General features: G+C 64.6%; 16 protein-coding genes, 1 other RNA gene and 1 riboswitch. Of the genes, 8 read left to right on the forward strand and 9 right to left on the reverse strand.

Annotated features, from left to right (window positions below; genetic code table 11):
- Positions 1 to 114 precede the first annotated feature (114 nt).
- Positions 115 to 1626, reverse strand: coding sequence for a cobyric acid synthase (locus PCO31010_RS15855; RefSeq protein ID WP_246184630.1), 1512 nt, complete (start codon positions 1624 to 1626; stop codon positions 115 to 117).
- Between the two features lie 40 nt (positions 1627 to 1666).
- Between PCO31010_RS15855 and cobU the strand changes: the two genes are divergently transcribed.
- From cobU to PCO31010_RS15880, 5 genes are all read left to right on the forward strand, one after another.
- On the forward strand, positions 1667 to 2233 hold the full coding sequence (gene cobU, locus PCO31010_RS15860) for a bifunctional adenosylcobinamide kinase/adenosylcobinamide-phosphate guanylyltransferase (RefSeq protein ID WP_150665101.1): 567 nt from the start codon (positions 1667 to 1669) through the stop codon (positions 2231 to 2233).
- 23 nt (positions 2234 to 2256) lie between these two features.
- Positions 2257 to 3237, forward strand: a complete 981-nt coding sequence (cbiB, locus tag PCO31010_RS15865; RefSeq protein ID WP_150665102.1) for an adenosylcobinamide-phosphate synthase CbiB — start codon at positions 2257 to 2259, stop codon at positions 3235 to 3237.
- Positions 3238 to 3254: 17 nt separating this feature from the next.
- Positions 3255 to 4337, forward strand: a complete 1083-nt coding sequence (gene cobD / locus PCO31010_RS15870) for a threonine-phosphate decarboxylase CobD (protein ID WP_150665103.1) — start codon at positions 3255 to 3257, stop codon at positions 4335 to 4337.
- Positions 4338 to 4599: 262 nt separating this feature from the next.
- On the forward strand, positions 4600 to 4812 hold the full coding sequence (locus PCO31010_RS15875) for a hypothetical protein (RefSeq protein ID WP_150665104.1): 213 nt from the start codon (positions 4600 to 4602) through the stop codon (positions 4810 to 4812).
- A gap of 519 nt (positions 4813 to 5331) precedes the next feature.
- Positions 5332 to 6288: a cobalamin-binding protein gene (locus PCO31010_RS15880; RefSeq protein WP_246184631.1), complete on the forward strand. Its 957-nt coding sequence runs from the start codon at positions 5332 to 5334 to the stop codon at positions 6286 to 6288.
- A 58-nt stretch (positions 6289 to 6346) separates the two neighbouring features.
- On the opposite strand, the gene cobC is transcribed toward PCO31010_RS15880, so the two are convergent.
- Genes cobC through PCO31010_RS15915 form a run of 7 tightly spaced genes read right to left on the reverse strand, consistent with a single transcriptional unit; the run spans position 6347 to position 13469 of the window.
- A complete protein-coding gene (cobC, locus tag PCO31010_RS15885; RefSeq protein WP_150665105.1) occupies positions 6347 to 6949 on the reverse strand; it encodes an alpha-ribazole phosphatase family protein in 603 nt (200 codons plus the stop codon).
- A complete protein-coding gene (locus tag PCO31010_RS15890; RefSeq protein WP_246184632.1) occupies positions 6940 to 7791 on the reverse strand; it encodes an adenosylcobinamide-GDP ribazoletransferase in 852 nt (283 codons plus the stop codon). Before PCO31010_RS15890 ends, cobC begins: the two co-directional genes overlap by 10 nt.
- A gap of 16 nt (positions 7792 to 7807) precedes the next feature.
- Positions 7808 to 8878: a nicotinate-nucleotide--dimethylbenzimidazole phosphoribosyltransferase gene (gene cobT, locus PCO31010_RS15895; protein WP_150665106.1), complete on the reverse strand. Its 1071-nt coding sequence runs from the start codon at positions 8876 to 8878 to the stop codon at positions 7808 to 7810.
- Between the two features lie 38 nt (positions 8879 to 8916).
- Positions 8917 to 9591: a cob(I)yrinic acid a,c-diamide adenosyltransferase gene (cobO, locus tag PCO31010_RS15900; RefSeq protein ID WP_150665107.1), complete on the reverse strand. Its 675-nt coding sequence runs from the start codon at positions 9589 to 9591 to the stop codon at positions 8917 to 8919.
- A gap of 60 nt (positions 9592 to 9651) precedes the next feature.
- Positions 9652 to 10506 carry an ABC transporter ATP-binding protein gene (locus PCO31010_RS15905; RefSeq protein WP_150665108.1) on the reverse strand — a complete coding sequence of 285 codons (855 nt, stop codon included), beginning with the start codon at positions 10504 to 10506 and terminating at the stop codon, positions 9652 to 9654.
- On the reverse strand, positions 10503 to 11498 hold the full coding sequence (locus PCO31010_RS15910; RefSeq protein ID WP_150665109.1) for a FecCD family ABC transporter permease: 996 nt from the start codon (positions 11496 to 11498) through the stop codon (positions 10503 to 10505). The genes PCO31010_RS15905 and PCO31010_RS15910 overlap by 4 nt, the downstream gene beginning before the upstream one ends.
- Positions 11499 to 11525: 27 nt before the next feature.
- Complete coding sequence (locus PCO31010_RS15915) at positions 11526 to 13469, reverse strand: TonB-dependent receptor plug domain-containing protein (protein WP_150665110.1); 1944 nt, start codon at positions 13467 to 13469, stop codon at positions 11526 to 11528.
- Positions 13470 to 13626: 157 nt separating this feature from the next.
- Positions 13627 to 13877: riboswitch (cobalamin riboswitch) on the reverse strand.
- Between the two features lie 89 nt (positions 13878 to 13966).
- On the opposite strand from PCO31010_RS15915, the gene PCO31010_RS15920 reads away from it, so the two are divergent.
- The 3 genes from PCO31010_RS15920 (at position 13967) to ssrS (ending at position 14801) form a co-directional block, all read left to right on the forward strand.
- Positions 13967 to 14278, forward strand: a complete 312-nt coding sequence (locus PCO31010_RS15920; protein ID WP_039400036.1) for a hypothetical protein — start codon at positions 13967 to 13969, stop codon at positions 14276 to 14278.
- On the forward strand, positions 14275 to 14586 hold the full coding sequence (locus tag PCO31010_RS15925; protein WP_039400039.1) for a cell division protein ZapA: 312 nt from the start codon (positions 14275 to 14277) through the stop codon (positions 14584 to 14586). Before PCO31010_RS15920 ends, PCO31010_RS15925 begins: the two co-directional genes overlap by 4 nt.
- Positions 14587 to 14620: 34 nt before the next feature.
- A non-coding RNA gene (gene ssrS, locus PCO31010_RS15930) (6S RNA) lies at positions 14621 to 14801 on the forward strand.
- 124 nt (positions 14802 to 14925) lie between these two features.
- On the opposite strand, the gene PCO31010_RS15935 is transcribed toward ssrS, so the two are convergent.
- Positions 14926 to 16707, reverse strand: a complete 1782-nt coding sequence (locus PCO31010_RS15935) for an acyl-CoA dehydrogenase (protein WP_150665111.1) — start codon at positions 16705 to 16707, stop codon at positions 14926 to 14928.
- Positions 16708 to 16709: the final 2 nt, after the last annotated feature.

Consider the following 16709-nt stretch of genomic DNA (forward strand, 5'->3'; position numbering starts at 1 on the left):
CAATATTACAACGGGTCGATGACGAAGCCGCTTCCGCCGGGTTCGGTCGAGTCCTGGCCGGACCTCAGCACGTCGTCCAGACGCGCGCGAGCTGCATGCCCACCAGCCTCCCTGCTAGCGCAGACAGGCCCACACGCGCGGCAAATCCAGATGCGCGGCAAACGCGTCGGCCAATCGGTCCAGCGACGCCTCGCGCAGCGCGTTGTAGTCCTGCACCGCCAGATCGCGTGCGCCCGCCCACGCGAGCAGCGCTTGCAGTGCATCAGGGGTGTCGAACAGGCCGTGCAGATACGTCCCCATGACCTGATCGTCGGCCGAGCGGGCACCGTCGGCGACCGGGGCTTGTTCGCCACCGTCCAGCCAGACCGCAGGACGCGCAAGCGCCGCCCCGCGCGTCACCCCCATATGGATCTCGTAGCCGTTCACCGGCGCGTCGCCAGTGGTGAGACGTCCGGCCACCACGCGCAATTGCTTCTGGGTCTCCATGGTGGTTTCGATCTCCAGCCAGCCGAGGCCCGAGGTCGTGCCCGCATCCCCCTCGAGACCGAGCGGATCGTGAATCGCAGCACCCAGCATCTGCAAGCCCCCGCAGATGCCCAGCACTTTGCCGCCATAGCGTAGATGCCGCGCTATCGCCGATTCCCAGCCTTGTGCGCGCAACCACGCGAGATCGGCACGCACGTGCTTGCTCCCGGGCAGGATCACGAGATCGCTGGCGGGCCACGCCTCGCCCGCACCGACATAACGGAAATCAACTTGCGGATGCGCACGCAAGGCGTCGAAATCGGTGTGATTGCTGATGCGCGGCAAGGCGGGTACGGTCACGCGCAGACGCGTCTCGCCGCTCGCGGCCTTGTGACGTTCGCCTGGCAGCATGTCCTCGCCGTCGAGATGCAGCCCGTGCAGGTACGGCAACACACCCAGCACCGGGATGCCCGTCTTCATCTCTAGCCATTCCAGCCCGCTCGTGAGCAATGACGGATCGCCGCGAAAGCGATTGATGACGAAGCCCTTGATACGCGCACGTTCACTGTCCGACAGACACGCCAGCGTGCCGATCAATTGCGCGAAAACGCCTCCCCGATCAATGTCGGCGACGAGCAGCACCGGGGCATCGACTGCCTCGGCGAAGCCCATGTTCGCGATGTCGCGCGCGCGCAGGTTCACCTCAGCCGGACTGCCCGCGCCCTCGACCAGCACGGCGTCGTACCCCGTGCGCAGACGCTCGTACGCGGCCAGCACCGCCGCCATCGCGCGAGGCTTGTACTCCTGATACGCACGCGCATCGAGATCGGCCACGACCTTGCCGCCGATGATGACCTGTGCGCCCCGGTCGCTGCTCGGCTTGAGCAGCACGGGATTGAAGTCGGTATGCGGGGCGACGCCTGCTGCTTGCGCCTGCAACGCTTGTGCGCGCCCGATCTCGCCGCCGTCGGCCGTCACGGCGCTGTTGAGCGCCATGTTCTGCGGCTTGAAGGGGGCGACGCGCACGCCCTCGCGATACAACAGACGACAAAGACCGGCAACGACCGTGCTCTTGCCCGCATCCGACGACGTCCCCTGAATCATCAGGGTGCCGCGACGCGAGCCGCCGGGTGCTTCGAATTTGACAGGGATTTCACTCATGACGCGGATTATCGCATCGGGCGCTCGTACAATATCCGCCATGACCGACCCTGTCCCGAACTCCCCCGATCTCACCTTCGTACTCGGCGGCGCGCGCTCCGGCAAGAGCGCGTTCGCCGAACGTCTCGCCACGCAGAGCGGCCTGCCCGTGACCTATGTCGCGACGGCCGCCGTGACCGCCGAACCCGAGATGCAGGCGCGCATTGCGCATCACCGGGCGAGCCGTCCGGGACATTGGGAGACGGTGGAAGCCGGACGCGAGCTGTCAGACACACTGAGGGAAGTCGCACGGGACGGTCATTGCGTGCTTGTTGACTGCTTGCCGCTGTGGCTCGCGGGCTGGCTGTGTCCGCCGGACGATCACCCCGAGGGACCTGCGACGGAAGCGCAGTGGCAAAGCGTCGTCGACACGCTCGCGCAGACGCTGCTTTCGCTCCCCGGCAAGATCGTCGTCGTCAGCAATGAAATCGGTCTGGGCGTGATCCCGATGGGTGCGCTCACGCGGCGTTATGTCGATGAACTCGGACGTCTCAACCAGCGTGTCGCCGCGCTGGCACCGCACGTGCGTTTCGTGGTCGCCGGGCTGCCGATGGCCATCAAGGGATAAGAGAAAACAGGAGTCACTCGCCGATGCTCACAGGACTCGCGCCCGAATCGCTCTGGCTCGCCGCATTGATCGGCGTGTTGCTCGACGCCTGGCTCGGCGAGCCGCGACGCTGGCACCCGCTGGTCGGCTTCGGCTATATCGCCAACGGTGTCGAGGCATGGCTTAACGATCCCGAGGTGCGCGACAAGCCGTTCAGCGCCATGACACGTGGCGCGTGGGCGTGGTGCCTCATGCTCGTGATTCCCGTACTGATCGCGTGGGCGCTGACGTTCCTGCCGGGCTGGGGCGGCATCGTCTGGCAAGCGCTGGCGTTGTACGCGGCGCTCGGTGCCCGCAGTCTGCGCGAACACGTCATGCCCATTGCTCATGCCCTGCGCGACGGCGATCTGACACAGGCACGCGCCCTCACGGCACGCATCGTTTCACGCGATACGGAAGACGCTAACGCCTCCGATCTCGCGCGCGCCGCCGTCGAATCCACGCTGGAGAACGGCAACGACGCCATCTTCGGCGCGCTCTTCTGGTTTGCGATTGCCGGTGCGCCCGGCGTCGTGCTGTTCCGTCTGGCCAATACGCTCGACGCGATGTGGGGCTATCGCACCGACAAGTTTCTATATTTCGGCCGCCCGGCGGCGCGCATCGACGACGTCCTCAACTGGATTCCCGCGCGATTGACGGCAGCGAGCTACGCGATCTTTGGCGACGTGGCGCGTGCCATCGATTGCTGGCGCACGCAGGCCAGCGCGTGGTCCAGCCCCAACGCCGGTCCCGTGATGGCCGCCGGTGCGGGTAGCCTCGGCGTTCAGCTTGGCGGCCCGGCGCGATATCACGGGGAGTGGGAAACACGCCCACCGCTCGGCTGCGGCATGGAACCCTCCGCACAACACATCAAGGCCGCGTGGCGGCTGATCTCCCGTTCCATGTGGATGTGGCTGATCGTCACGGGCGCGCTCGCGCTGTTCGCTGCATCGCAGGCCGATGCCATGCCCACCACACTGGTGTAACTCGCTTTCCGATCGTCATGTCTGCATCACCCGCTGCACCCGCACCGTCACCCTCATCGTCACCCTCGAACGCCCCGCGCCACGGCGGCAATCTCGGCGAGGCGATCCACCGGTTTGGACGCCCTCGCGAAGACTGGCTGGATCTGTCGACCGGCATCAATCCCGTGGGATATCCGGTGCCGATGCCACCACCGAGTGTCTGGCGTGATCTCCCCGACGCCTTCGACGACCTCTGCGACGTGGCTGCCCGCTATTACGGCGTGCCGGTGGACACCGTCGTGCCCTGCGCCGGTTCGCAGGCGGTCATCCGCGCGCTGCCCGCGCTGCTTCGACCGGGACGCGTCGCCGTCGCATCCCTCACGTACAGCGAATACGCACCGGCATTCGCGCACGCCGGACACACGCTCGTCCCATGGCTCGGACCGGAAGCTGGCTTGCCGGATGTCGACTACCTCGTCTGGGTCAACCCCGACAATCCCACGACGCGATCCGTCTCACGTGAGACGCTCGCCCAATGGCAAGCGCAACTGACGGCGCGCGGCGGCATGCTGATCGTCGACGAAGCCTTTGCGGACGTATCCCCTGCTACGTCGATGACGCCCCACGCGGGCGAAGACGGCCTCGTCATCCTGCGCTCGGTCGGCAAGTTCTTCGGACTGGCGGGGATCCGTGCGGGCTTCGCCTTGTGCCCGAAAGGGCTTGGCACACGTCTGACCGAACGGCTCGGTGCATGGACGATCAGCGGTCCGGCAAGGTTCGCAGTGCGAACCGCTCTGAGCGACACGGCGTGGCAACTGGCGACGCGGGAACGTTTGTTGCGGGAAGGTGAACGACTGTTATCGCTGTTGCGCGACCAGCGCTGGCCAACGGTCGGCACACCGCTATTTGCCTGGACGGCGCATGCGCTCGCGCCGCAATGGCACGCGCAACTGGCAGAACAAGGCGTATGGACGCGCTTGTTCGATGCACGCCCGATCTCGTTGGTGGATGGCATCGAAACGCTGCCGAGCCTGCGTTTGGGCCTGCCCGCGACTGAAGACGAATGGCAGCGGCTGGTGGGTGCACTGACGGCGCTGCGTCCCGGATTCCGTCGTGAATGACGTTTTCGGGAACTGACGCAGATCGGACCCATCCAATTTTCCCGTTATGCTTCAGAACGGGTGTACGTTGCCCGGGGATATCCCACGAATGGCCGAGTGACTGCCCAGAGGCTGCTTACGCGGTATTAAATAACGGGTGTTCCTGTCGTTTTCGTTACAAATTGAAGCATTTCTGCAACAAATGCACACAGTCATCGCCGAAGGGCGCCGCTAGACTGAAGGTTCTTTCGCAAGGGCTTTCCCCAATCAAAAGGACGACCAAATGAAAAAACTGCCTCTGTTGCTCGCCACGCTTCTGACCGCCACTATCGTGACGGTGGGTTGCTCCAAAAAGGAAGACCAATCGGCCGCCCCGGCAGCTGACACGACCACGACCGCACCGGCACCGGCTGCGGCCAGCGATGCAGGCGGCGGCGCCATGAGCGCCCCGGCTTCGGACGCAGGTGCCGCAGCACCCGCACCGGCATCGAACTAACGCTACACCGCGTTAGACACCGCGCCCCCTGAACGCTTCGGCGTCAGGGGGCGCGGTCGTTTCGGTCGACGGGTTCTTGTCGACGGCCTGGATCGGCGCGTTACCTCACCACAGCTACCCCTGCGTCGAGCACGCCATAGGCTTGCACTTTGCTAGTGCTCGTTGCACTGGTTCCCGATCCAGACCCACCGCCCGGCGCAGCGCACCCGGCGAGCATCGCGACCAACACCAGCGCCGCAGCGCCCACTATTCCCATATTTCGCTTCACGACGTCGACTCCTTCAGTTCTATCCGGCACGGCTGGCATGCCGCCGAATGCCACGCATCTTTCGACACCCGTTGCGTGACATCGGTTCGCAGGACGGTCTTTCAAACGCTTGTCGCCGCGCCCCAACCCGCAGAAAATGGCGAGTCCGTGGCGGGAATGATCTCATTTTTCGACGTTTCTTTATCGACGCGTCTCGCACCCGCCTGCCCTTACACCTGTCTCGCTTCGCGCTCATCGAACGCATCGCCCCCATGTCGCTGATATCGCTGCCCCGCCCGGCCATGCTCACCCGCCTACGCGTTCAGACGCTTGCCCTCGCCATCGCCTGCCTCGCAGGTGCGCCCCTGTCCGGCGCACATGCCGCCGTCTCCGTGAAAGACGACTCCGGCGCGACCGTCACGTTGCCTGCCCCGGCGCAACGCGTGGTCAGTCTGTCCCCGCACGCCACGGAGTTGCTGTTCGCCGCCGGTGCGGGCGACAAGGTCGTGGGCGTGGTGAAGTACTCCGACTACCCCGAGGCGGCGCAGCGCCTGCCGCACGTGGGCGATAACAGCGCGCTCGATCTCGAACGCATTCTCGCGCTCAAGCCCGATCTGCTCGTCGTGTGGATGCACGGCAATTCGCAGCGTCAGGTCGAGGCGCTGCGTCAGTTGAAGTTGCCCGTGTTCTATTCGGAGCCGAAACATCTGACGGATCTGCCAGCCGCAATCGAGACGCTCGGCATACTGATGGGCACGCCTGCCAGGGCGAAGGAATCCGCAGACGCTTTCCGTGCGCGCTATGAAGCGTTGCGCAAGCAATATGCGTCGCGCGCGCCCGTGCCGGTGTTCTATCAGGTGTGGACGCAGCCGCTCATGACGCTGAACGGCACGCATATGGTGAGCGACGTGATCCGCCTGTGCGGCGGTGTGAATGTCTTCGCGGACGAATCGGCGCTTGTGCCGCGCGTGTCCATCGAAGCGGTGCTGGCCAAAGCGCCGGAAGCGATGTTCACCGCGACGCCCGGGGCCACGAAGTCCGACAAGCCGCTGGCCACGCTGGATAACTGGCGCAAGTGGCCGCAACTCCCGGCCGTCGCGCACAACAATCTGTTCGGCATCGACGGCGACCTCATCAACCGTCCCAGCCCGCGCATTCTCGATGGCGCCCGCACGATGTGCGAAGACCTCGATATCGCACGCTCGCGTCGGACGGCTTCGGCGAAGTAAATCGGCCAAACAAGGCGGCCAACAAGGCGGCCAGCGAAGCGGCAGCAGCGACGTGCGGTTACACGTGCGTTTGCACGTTCCAGTGAATCAGACGCGCGTTGCCGTCGTCGGCAATATGCAGATGACAGATGCTGCCGAAGTCGAGTGCCCACGACAGGCACGTGGTCGTCGGCAGACGCAACGCCGTGGCCATGTGCAGACGGATCGGCCCGGCGTGACCGATCACAACGTGCACCTCGTCGTTGTCCGATGCCTGCGAGCGCAACTCACGCGCCCACGTGTCCACGCGCACCACAACGTCGCGGGCCGACTCGCCGCCGGGCGGCGCAAAGCCAGCGATGTTTTGTGCCCACGCGTCGAGCGCACTGCGATGGATCTCGTCCCATGCACGCATTTCCCACTCGCCGAAGTGCATCTCGGCGAGGCGGGTATCGACGTGATGCGGCGCATGAAACATAGACGACAGCCAACTTGCCGGGATTCGCGCACGCATCAGGTGACTGCTGTGCACCGCAGTCAGCGGCCGGTCTCCGATAGCACTGCGGATTCGCGCGACCAGCGTCCCATGTTGAATAGGTTCGATTAGCGGCACATCCGTCTGACCGTAGCAGACACCCGACGCCACATCGGGCTGCGGATGACGCACCAGAATCAGATCCATGCGCACACCGTGAGATAGAGCGCCAGCTCGCCGAGTTGCTGCGCGAAGCCCAGCGTGTCGCCGGTGTAGCCACCGAGGCGTCGGCGCAGATAGCGGATGAACGCCGCACGCAATGCGATCAGAACTACCAGGCTGGTCACACCGGCTCGCCAATCGGGCCATAGCCACCACGGCGCGCTGCAAAGTACACCGAACATCAGTCCGGCGAGACTCAGCCGTTGCGCCACCGGCTTCGCCTTGCCTTCGGGACGCACGTAGTCGAGGGCGCGCAGCAGACTGATTGCCATGCTACGGCTCGCCGCATGCGCGCCGATCAGCACCACGGCAAAGCCCCCCCACCCGACCGACGCCTGAATGTCGACGAGCGCCTGCCACTTGACCGCCAGCGCGAGCCACAGCGCCACAGCGCCGTAAGTCCCGATGCGCGAATCGTGCATGATCTCCAGCACGCGCTCGCGCTCGAACGCCCCACCGAACGCGTCGACGGAATCGGCCAGTCCGTCTTCGTGAAATGCGCCCGTGAGCAACACGCTCACACCCAGCCCCAGCGCAATGGCGAGATGCGGCGAACATAGGTGCCCCATCGCCACCGTCAACAACGCCACCAGCGCACCGACGAACACGCCGACGAGCGGGAAATACCGCGTCGCGGCGTTCAGTTGCTCAGGCGAATAACCCACCCACTGCGGAATCGGCACACGCGTGAAGAAGCCGAGCGCGGTCAGGAACAGACGCAACTGTCCCCGGAATCCGCCGAACGAGACCCGCACGCGATCCTGCACCACAGGCACATGTGTCGGCGGTACCGTGTCGTCGGAAGGATCGGGGGCGGAGGTCGTCATTCGTTTGTCGTCTCTTTCACGCGCGGTCGCTGACGCCCGCACCTTCGAACGTCGCCATCTCGCGCAGGAACGCCGCAGCCGCCTGAATCAGAGGCATCGCGAGCGCCGCGCCTGTGCCTTCGCCGAGACGCAGTCCCAGTTGCAGAAGCGGTTCTGCGCCTAGCGCGTCGAGCATGGCGCGATGCCCGGTTTCGTCCGACGCGTGCGCGAACACGCAGTAATCGAGCACCGCAGGTGCGACGCGCGCGGCGACCAGCAGTGCCGACGTGCTGATGAAGCCGTCTACCACGATCACAAGGCCGAGCTTCGCGGCGGCAAGATACGCGCCGGTCATCATCGCAATCTCGAAGCCGCCGAAGGTCGCAAGCGTGTCGAGCGGGTCAGGCGTTTCACCCATTGCCGGATGCGCCGCGAGCGCGCGTTCGAGCACGGCCGTCTTGCGCGCGAGACCGGCGTCGTCGACACCGGTGCCACGGCCGACACAGTCCGCAAGCGGCAACCCCGTCAGACGCTGCATCAGACAGGCGGCGGCCGATGTGTTGCCAATGCCCATCTCGCCGAAGCCGATCATGCGCGTGCCGCGCGACGCGTGCGCCACCACACGCGCGGCCCCGGCGGCAAGTGCCGTCTCCAGTTGCTCGCGCGTCATGGCGGGTGTGTCGACAAAGTTCTGCGTGCCGCGCGCGACGGGAATGTCCACGAGCGACGCGTGGGCCGGGAAGTCCGCCGCCACGCCCGCATTGATCACTTCCATCTCGATGCCGCCAGCGCGACAGAAGACATTGATGGCGGCGCCGCCGCGCAGGAAGTTGAGCACCATCTGCGCCGTCACGGCCTGCGGATAGGGACTCACGCCCGAAGCCACGACGCCGTGATCGCCCGCGAACACCAGCATGGCGGGACGTGCGAGTTCCGGCGTCGCGCTCTGCTGAATGCGGCCGATCCGGTGCGCCACGCGCTCCAGTGCGCCGAGACTGCCGGGCGGCTTCGTCTTGATGTCGATGGCGTGCTGGAGCGCGGCGTCCATGGCTGTCGACGGCGCGGCGATGTCGAAGAGTTCTGCCAGCAAGGGGCTGAATGCGGTCATACGGGAACGTCCTGAAACGATGAGCAGTGAGACTGAAATTACATTTCGACGCCGGGCTGCGCGCGGATGCCGTCGGCAAACGCGTGCTTCACGGGCGTCATGTCGGTCACGGTGTTGGCCGCATCGATGAGCGCCTGCGGCGCGCCTCGGCCGGTGATCACCACGTGCTGCATGTCGGGGCGCGCCTGCAAGTCCGCAATCACGGTGTTCACGTCGAGATAGCCGAGCTTGAGGGCAATGTTCAGTTCGTCGAACAACACCAGACCGAAGGACGCATCTTGCAACATGCGGCGCGCCTGCTCCCACGCCGCTTCGGCCTTGGCGATATCGCGCGCGCGGTCCTGCGTCTCCCACGTGTAGCCTTCGCCCATCACGTGGAACTCGCATTCTTCGGGGAAGCGGCGCAGGAACTTCTCTTCGCCCGTGGGGATAGCGCCCTTGATGAACTGCACGACGCCGGTCTTCATGCCGTGCCCCATCGCCCGCACGACCATGCCGAAGCCCGAGCTGGATTTGCCCTTGCCGTTGCCGGTCGTAATGACGATCACGCCGCAGTCGCGCTGCGCTTTCTCGATCTTCTCGTCAATAACTGCCTTTTTGCGCACCATGCGCGTGCGATGGCGTTCATTGCGACCGTCGTCGGCGTTTGCATCAATGCCGCTACCGCTGTTATCAGCGCAAAGCGCGTCGGATTTCGGAGTTTCCTGGGTCATGGACAGCACCTGTCAATCAAGTCGAATACGGAAATAGAGGACGTACACCGGCTACGTCAGTCATGTGCGCCGCACCGGCACAAGCGCCTCGTCGTCGCCATCGCGGATCAGGCGCAGCGGATAGCCGAACGCGTCGCTGCAATACTCAGCCGATAGCACTTCCTGCACCGGACCGGCACGCCAGCCGCCACGGCCGTCGAGCAAGAGGGCATGCGTGGCAAAGCGACGCGCGAGGTTGAGATCGTGACACGAAAAAACGACTGCACAATCGTCGCGCTGTGCGTGGCGGGCGAGGCGTTCGAGCGCGTCGATCTGATGATGCAGATCGAGATGCGATACGGGTTCGTCGAGCAGCAGCAACGGCGTGGCCTGCGCAATCACCGCTGCCAGCGACACCCGCTGACGCTCGCCGCCCGAGAGCGTCGTGACGTCGCGCGACGCGAAGTCTTCCAAACCGACCTGCGCGAGTGCGTCGATGGCCAGCGCGACATCCTCGTCGGACTCCCAGGCACCCCAGCGGCCCTGCGCGAGATACGGATGACGGCCCGCCAGCACGACTTCCAGCGCGGTCGCACCGAACGCGTCGCGGCTCTGCTGCGGCATGAGCGCACGCACTTTCGCCAACGGTGCCGGACGCCATTGCGCGAGCGGCTTGCCTGCGATGTCCACACGTCCGCTGGCGGTGATGGAGGCGTCGCGCTGCGGCTTGTCGTCGATGGGACGCAGCCCCGCGAGCGTGCCGAGCAGCGTCGTCTTGCCCGCGCCGTTCGGTCCGGCCAGACACCAGCACTCGCCCGGCGCAATCGCCAGGTCCAGCCAGTCGACGAGCACGCGCTCGCCCGCGCGCAGCGTCAGCGCATGCGTTTGCAATATCGCTGCGCTCGCCGTCGGGTTCGTTGTGGGTATGGATGTCATCGGATCACCCGTCGCGAGAGCAGCCACAGGAACACGGGCACACCGATCATCGCCGTGATGACGCCGACCGGCAGTTGCGTCGGCGCAATCACGGTGCGCGCGACCAGATCGGCGAGCATCAGCAACGCGCCGCCGCCAAGCGCGGCCGCCGGAATCAACATGCGCTGATCGTTGCCGAAGCGCAGCCGCAGAATGTGCGGCACCACAAGCCCGACGAAGCCGATGCTGCCTGCGGTCGTCACGGCGACGGCCGTCGCCAGCGACGCCGCCAGATAGATGCGCGCACGCAACGGGCCGACGGCGACACCGACGGCCTGAGCCACCGCCTCGCCGCGCAGCAGCACGTTCAGTCGATGGGCGACCGGGCACACGATGAGCAAGGTCACGGCCAGTGCGATCAGCGGCAACGACGCGCGATCCACGCCGTTCAGATCGCCCGTCAGCCAGAACAGCATGCCGCGCAGACTCGCGTCGGGCGCGAGCGTGAGAATCAGGGTGGAAAGCGCGCCGAAACCGGCGGCCATCATCACGCCGGTGAGCAGCAGTTTGGTGCTGCTGTCCTGATCGCCGGGGCGCAGGAAGCTGCGGTGCGAGAGGCCCATCACAATCGCGATGGCGGCGAGTGCACCGAGGAACGCGCTCGTCTGCACCCAGAAAAACGGCAGCATGAGCGCCAGCGACGCAAGCGCCGCGACGCCCGCGCCGCCGGAGATTCCGAGCACGTACGGGTCGGCGAGCGGGTTGCGCAGCAGCGTTTGCATGAGCGTGCCAGCCACCGCCAGCAAGCCGCCGCACGCGAATGCGGCGAGCGCGCGCGGCAGACGCAGTCGCCAGACCACGTCGCCAGCGAGACCGGCGTCGTGACCGAGCGCGAGCGCACCGATCTCACGCAACGAAACCGGCACGCTCCCGAGCATGAGCGACGCAACGAGCACGGCCAGCGCGATACCGGCCAGTCCCGTCCAAATAGCGAGGGCGCGACGCAGCGTCATGCGGCGTCACGTCCCGCCGGGACGTCGTCAGAACTGCTTCCAGCCAAGCGAGACGTAGATTGCGCGTCCGAGGGTGTTGTAGCCATAGACCGTCTGGTAGTTCTTGTTGAAAACGTTGTCCAGATGCGCCGAGACGTACCAGGATTTGTCGATATCGTAGCGTGCCTGCAAGTTCACGAGCGTGTAAGCGCCGAGATGCTGGCCGCCCGTATCGTAACGCTCGCCACTGTAATAGACATCGCCACCGACCGAGTACTTGCCAAGGAATTTCTGCGACACGCCGAACGACGCGTATTGCTTGGCGCGGCGGGCCAGCACCTTGTTGGCATCGAGATCGGTCGGGTTCTGACGCGTGAACGACGCGCGAACGTCCGTGCCCGTCCACTGAATCTTGCCCTGATAGGTCAGCTCAAGCCCTTCGACGCGCGCGTTCGCCACGTTCGCAGCCGTGTACGGGAACACGGACAGTGACTGGATCAGGTTCGTGTAGCTCGTGCGGAACAGCGCCAGTTTCGCGAGACCGAAGGCCGGGTCGTAGAACTGGACGGCGAGTTCCTTCGAAATCGAACGTTCCGGTTGCAGGTTCGGATTGCCGTAGCCCGGGTAGAACAGTTCGTTGAAGGTCGGTGCGCGGAAACCGTCCGACGCGTTGGCCATCAGCTTCCACTGCTCGGTCAGCTTGTAGCCGTAACCGACCCAGTAGCTGTTCGCACCGCCGAAGTCCGAATAGATGTCGCGGCGCACGGTGGCCTGCACTTCGTGCTTCTGTGCGAAAACACCTTCATAGCCGACGTAGAACGAGTCGAGATGGCGGTTGTTGTGGTTGTAGGTCGTGTTGCCTTCGACCGTCTGTTCCTGACGCGTGTAACCCGCGATCAGCTTGTGGTCCGGCATGAAGGCGTATTCGTTGGCCCAGTCGATCTGGTTGTTCGACGTATGGAAGTTGCCGTTGCCCTTGCCGTTCAGATAGTTGTAGCTATAGTCGTCGCCCTGCGTGACGGTGAAGCGCGTGTTCCACTTGTCGGTGATGTTGCCCTTGGCGTACGCCGAGATTTGACGCACACGTGCGTCGGTGTCGTTCAGATCGGAGGGCTTGCCGAACGCGTTGTCATAGCTGCTGCTGCCGTCGCTCTGGAACAGACGCGCACCGACTTCCCACGTGTCGCCGAACTTGCGCGAGAGCGAGGCCGTCACGCTGGTGTTGTCGTCGCCGTTGCGGTTCGGGTTGACCTTCGGTGCGAAGCGCGGGTCCTGTGCCGAAATGCCGTTGGTGTGAAAACGCGACACATCCAGCGAAAAGCGCGTCTTGCCGTCTTCGAACGACCCGGCGATACCGGCGTTGGCCTGCGTGGTGTTGTTCGTGCCGTAGCCGACTTCGGCGTAAGCCTTGGGCGGGCCGCCGTCACCCTTGCGTGTGAAGATCTGGATCACGCCGCCAATGGCTTGCGAGCCGTACAGGGCGGACACGTTACCTCGCACGATTTCGATGTGGTCGATTTGCGACACCGGAATCTGAGCGATATTGGTCACACCGGTCGTGGCCGAGTTGACGGGCACGCCGTCGATCAGCACCAGCGACGAGTTCGAGTTCGCGCCGCGCATGAAGATGCTGGCCGTCGTGCCGAAGCCGCCGGTCTGCGCAATTTCCACACCCGCCTGACCGCGCAGCAGCGACGGGAGGTCCTGCGCCTGGCTTTGCTCGATCTGCTCGCGCGTGATGACCGAGGTGGACGCGAGTGTGTCCGCCAGCTTCTGCTCGGTGCGCGAGGCCGTCACGACGGTCGTGTTGAGCGACGCATCGCTCGACTGCGCGTGTGCGCCGAGGCTGGTGGCCAGCAGGGCGACAGCGATCGCGAGACGGTGCGGAGCGGGAATACCAGTGGAAATGCTGGGAACGCGGGCGGCGGGCGCCGAAGCGAGACGTGCAAAAGCAGGCGCGTGCGGCGCCATCGCGCGAACGTGGGTGCGCATGGTCGGGTGTGACTTCCGTAGTTTTCTTATAGCCTAGGCCCGTTCCCCCGCGGGCCGCCGGCGCAAGGGGAGCGCCGGTGACACGTCACGGATGCTGAGCATCGACACATGAAAACGACGTCAGGCCACCTGCGGCGCAAAGCCGGGCGGCATGGATGATTCCCCACTCACTTGGGCCGGTATCCGGGCTGGTCATCATGGCGCCTGACCGGCCTTCCCGCATGCGGATAGCACACAGTGGCAATGGAGGCGAGGCGCGTTTTCGGAAACCTTTCGGGCCGAAAGAATGACTTACCGTTGCGGGGGCAGCACAGGTTGGCCAGCCCGTGTGGGGACGCGGCTCCCTGTTTCCCGTTTAACTGCGCATGCCGGGGGGCGTGCGCGAGCACCGAAGTGCCGCAAGTGTAGGGGCCATTGGAACGAGCGTCAATGCTCGTTCGTCGGGCACTGGCCGCCGATTCCGTTAGAATGTAGGGCAATCAAGAGGACGCAGCCCGATGCTCACCGATCTCGACAATCTCACCGACAAAATGGAACAGCTGGTTGTTATCAGCCAGCGTTTTCACCAACACAATCAAGCGCTGCTCGCGGAACTCGACCGCGCGCGTGCCGAATGCGACGAAACCCGCGCTGCCATTGAGCAATTGCGCACGGAGCGCGACGCCTTGCGTCTGCAACGCGATCAGCTTGCCGCCAAGATCGACGAGGCACAGGTTCGCCTGAACGCCATCCTTGAAAAGCTTCCCACGCAGAACCCCGCTGAGGGTCAGATGGATCTGCTCGGTGCCCCCGGTGGAGAAAACGCATGACGATCAAGCAGCTCGAAGTTCATATCCTGGAACAGTCGTACCGACTCGCCTGCCCGCCGGAACACGAAGCCGACCTGCTCGCTTCGGTGTCGCGCGTGGATGCCGAAATGAGCAAGGTCCGCGCGCAAAGCAGCGTGCGCGGCACCGACCGGATTGCCGTCATGGCAGCGTTGAGCCTGGCATCCGAATTGCTTGCACTGGAAAAAAGTATTGCTGCTGGACAAGCATTCCCCGCCGAAGAAATTCAGCGTAGAATGCAGCTCATGGACGAACGACTGAGCGCAGTGATCGATCAGTATCAGAACTGAAAGACACCCGCAGACGTCCGGTCCGAAAGGTTAGTTTTCCCTGCCTGGTTCGCGAAAGTCATAGATTCCTTGAACCAATGATCTGTTGCAGGTTGCGGAAGTTTGTAGTGCTGGCGTGAGCGTCACTCTGTCTGATGAACCCAAAGCGCTACTAACCGCGACCACCTTGAACCTTCGGTTCAGGATGCCGGCTTAGCGGCTGAGGCGGGGACCCAATGCACGGCACTGCGTGAATCACGCAGTGCCGTTTTTTTTCCAACAATGTTTGTCCGACGATGTTTGTGCGCAAAAGAAAGGCGACCCGCAGGTCGCCTTTCTTTTTTCACGCAACGAAGCGCATCAGAACTGCGCGTCGCTCAGCGACAGGGCCGAGTCGGCCCCTTCGGTGATCGACTGCGCCAGCCCCGGCGCTTGCGTCAGGATGTGATCCGCGAAGAAGCGTGCAGTGCCGATCTTGGCATCGAAGAACGACGGATCCTGATCGCGCAGCTTCTGCGCGGCCAGCAACGCGCGCCCCATCTGCCAGCCACCCAGCACAATGCCCGCAAGCTTCAGATACGGCACGCTGCCAGAGAACACCGCGTTGGCGTTGTCTTGCGTGTTCGCCACGACATAGTCGACCACGATCGACAGCGCTTCGCGTCCCTTGGCAAGACGCTCCGCCACCGATGCCGCCACACCACCCGCTGCGCGCAGCTCATTCTCCGTCGCTTCGACCATCTCGCATAGCGTGCGTGCCACGGCACCGCCGTCGCGTAACGTCTTGCGACCAATCAGGTCGTTCGCCTGAATCGCGGTGGTGCCTTCGTAGATCGGGAGAATGCGTGCGTCGCGATAGTACTGCGCAGCGCCCGTTTCTTCGATGAAGCCCATACCGCCGTGCACTTGCACACCGAGGCTCGTGACCTCCAGCGACATCTCCGTACTCCAGCCCTTCACGATCGGCACGAGGAATTCGTAGATCGCCTGCGCGCGCTTGCGCTCCGCAGCAGCGGCGGCGTGATGACCGATATCGGCCTGCGCAGCTGCCACGTAGGCCAGCGTGCGAGCGCCTTCAGTCAGCGCACGCATCGTCATGAGCATGCGCTTGACGTCGGGGTGATGAATGATCGTGACGGCGTCGCGCGACGAGCCATCCACCGGACGACTTTGCAGACGATCGCGCGCATACGCCACCGCGTGCTGATAGGCACGCTCGGCGACGGCCACGCCCTGCATACCGACGGCGAAACGCGCGGCGTTCATCATGATGAACATGTACTCGAGACCGCGATTTTCTTCGCCGACGAGATACCCCGTCGCACCACCGTTGTCACCGAATTGCAGCACGGCCGTCGGGCTCGCCTTGATGCCGAGCTTGTGCTCGATGGACACGCAGTGCACATCGTTACGCGCGCCGAGCTTGCCTTCGGCGTCGACGTTGAACTTCGGCACGATGAACAGCGAGATCCCCTTCACGCCCGGGGGCGCATCGGGCGTGCGCGCGAGCACGAGGTGGACGATGTTCTCCGCCATATCGTGTTCGCCAAACGTGATGAAAATCTTGGTGCCGAAGATGCGATAGGTGCCGTCCCCTTCCCGCTCTGCGCGCGTGCGCACCATTGCGAGATCGGAACCGGCTTGCGGCTCGGTCAGGTTCATCGTGCCGGTCCACTCGCCCGAGAGCAGCTTCGGGACGTAGAGGGCACGCTGTGCGTCGGTACCGGCAGTGAGCAGCGCTTCGACGGCGCCATCGGTCAGCAGCGGGCACAGGGCGAACGACAGGTTCGCGGCATTGAGCATTTCCGTGCACGGCGTGGCGACGAGCTTGGGCAACCCCTGACCGCCGAACGCCTGCGGATGCACCACGCCTTGCCAGCCCGCTTCGGAGAACTGACGAAAGGCTTCTTTGAAGCCCGGCGTGGTCGTGACAACGCCATCCTTCCATGTGCTCGGCTGTTGATCGCCGATTACGTTCAGCGGTGCGAGCACTTCCTGATTGAAGCGGGCCGCTTCTTCGAGCACGGCCTGTGCGAGTTCGGGCGAGGCTTCCTCATAACCCGGCAGCGCAGCGATGCGGTTCAGGTCCGCCAGCTCGTTCATCACGAACTGCATGTCCTTGATCGGGGCCTGATAACTCATGT

It is taken from the genome of Pandoraea commovens (assembly GCF_902459615.1).
Lineage (GTDB): Bacteria > Pseudomonadota > Gammaproteobacteria > Burkholderiales > Burkholderiaceae > Pandoraea > Pandoraea commovens.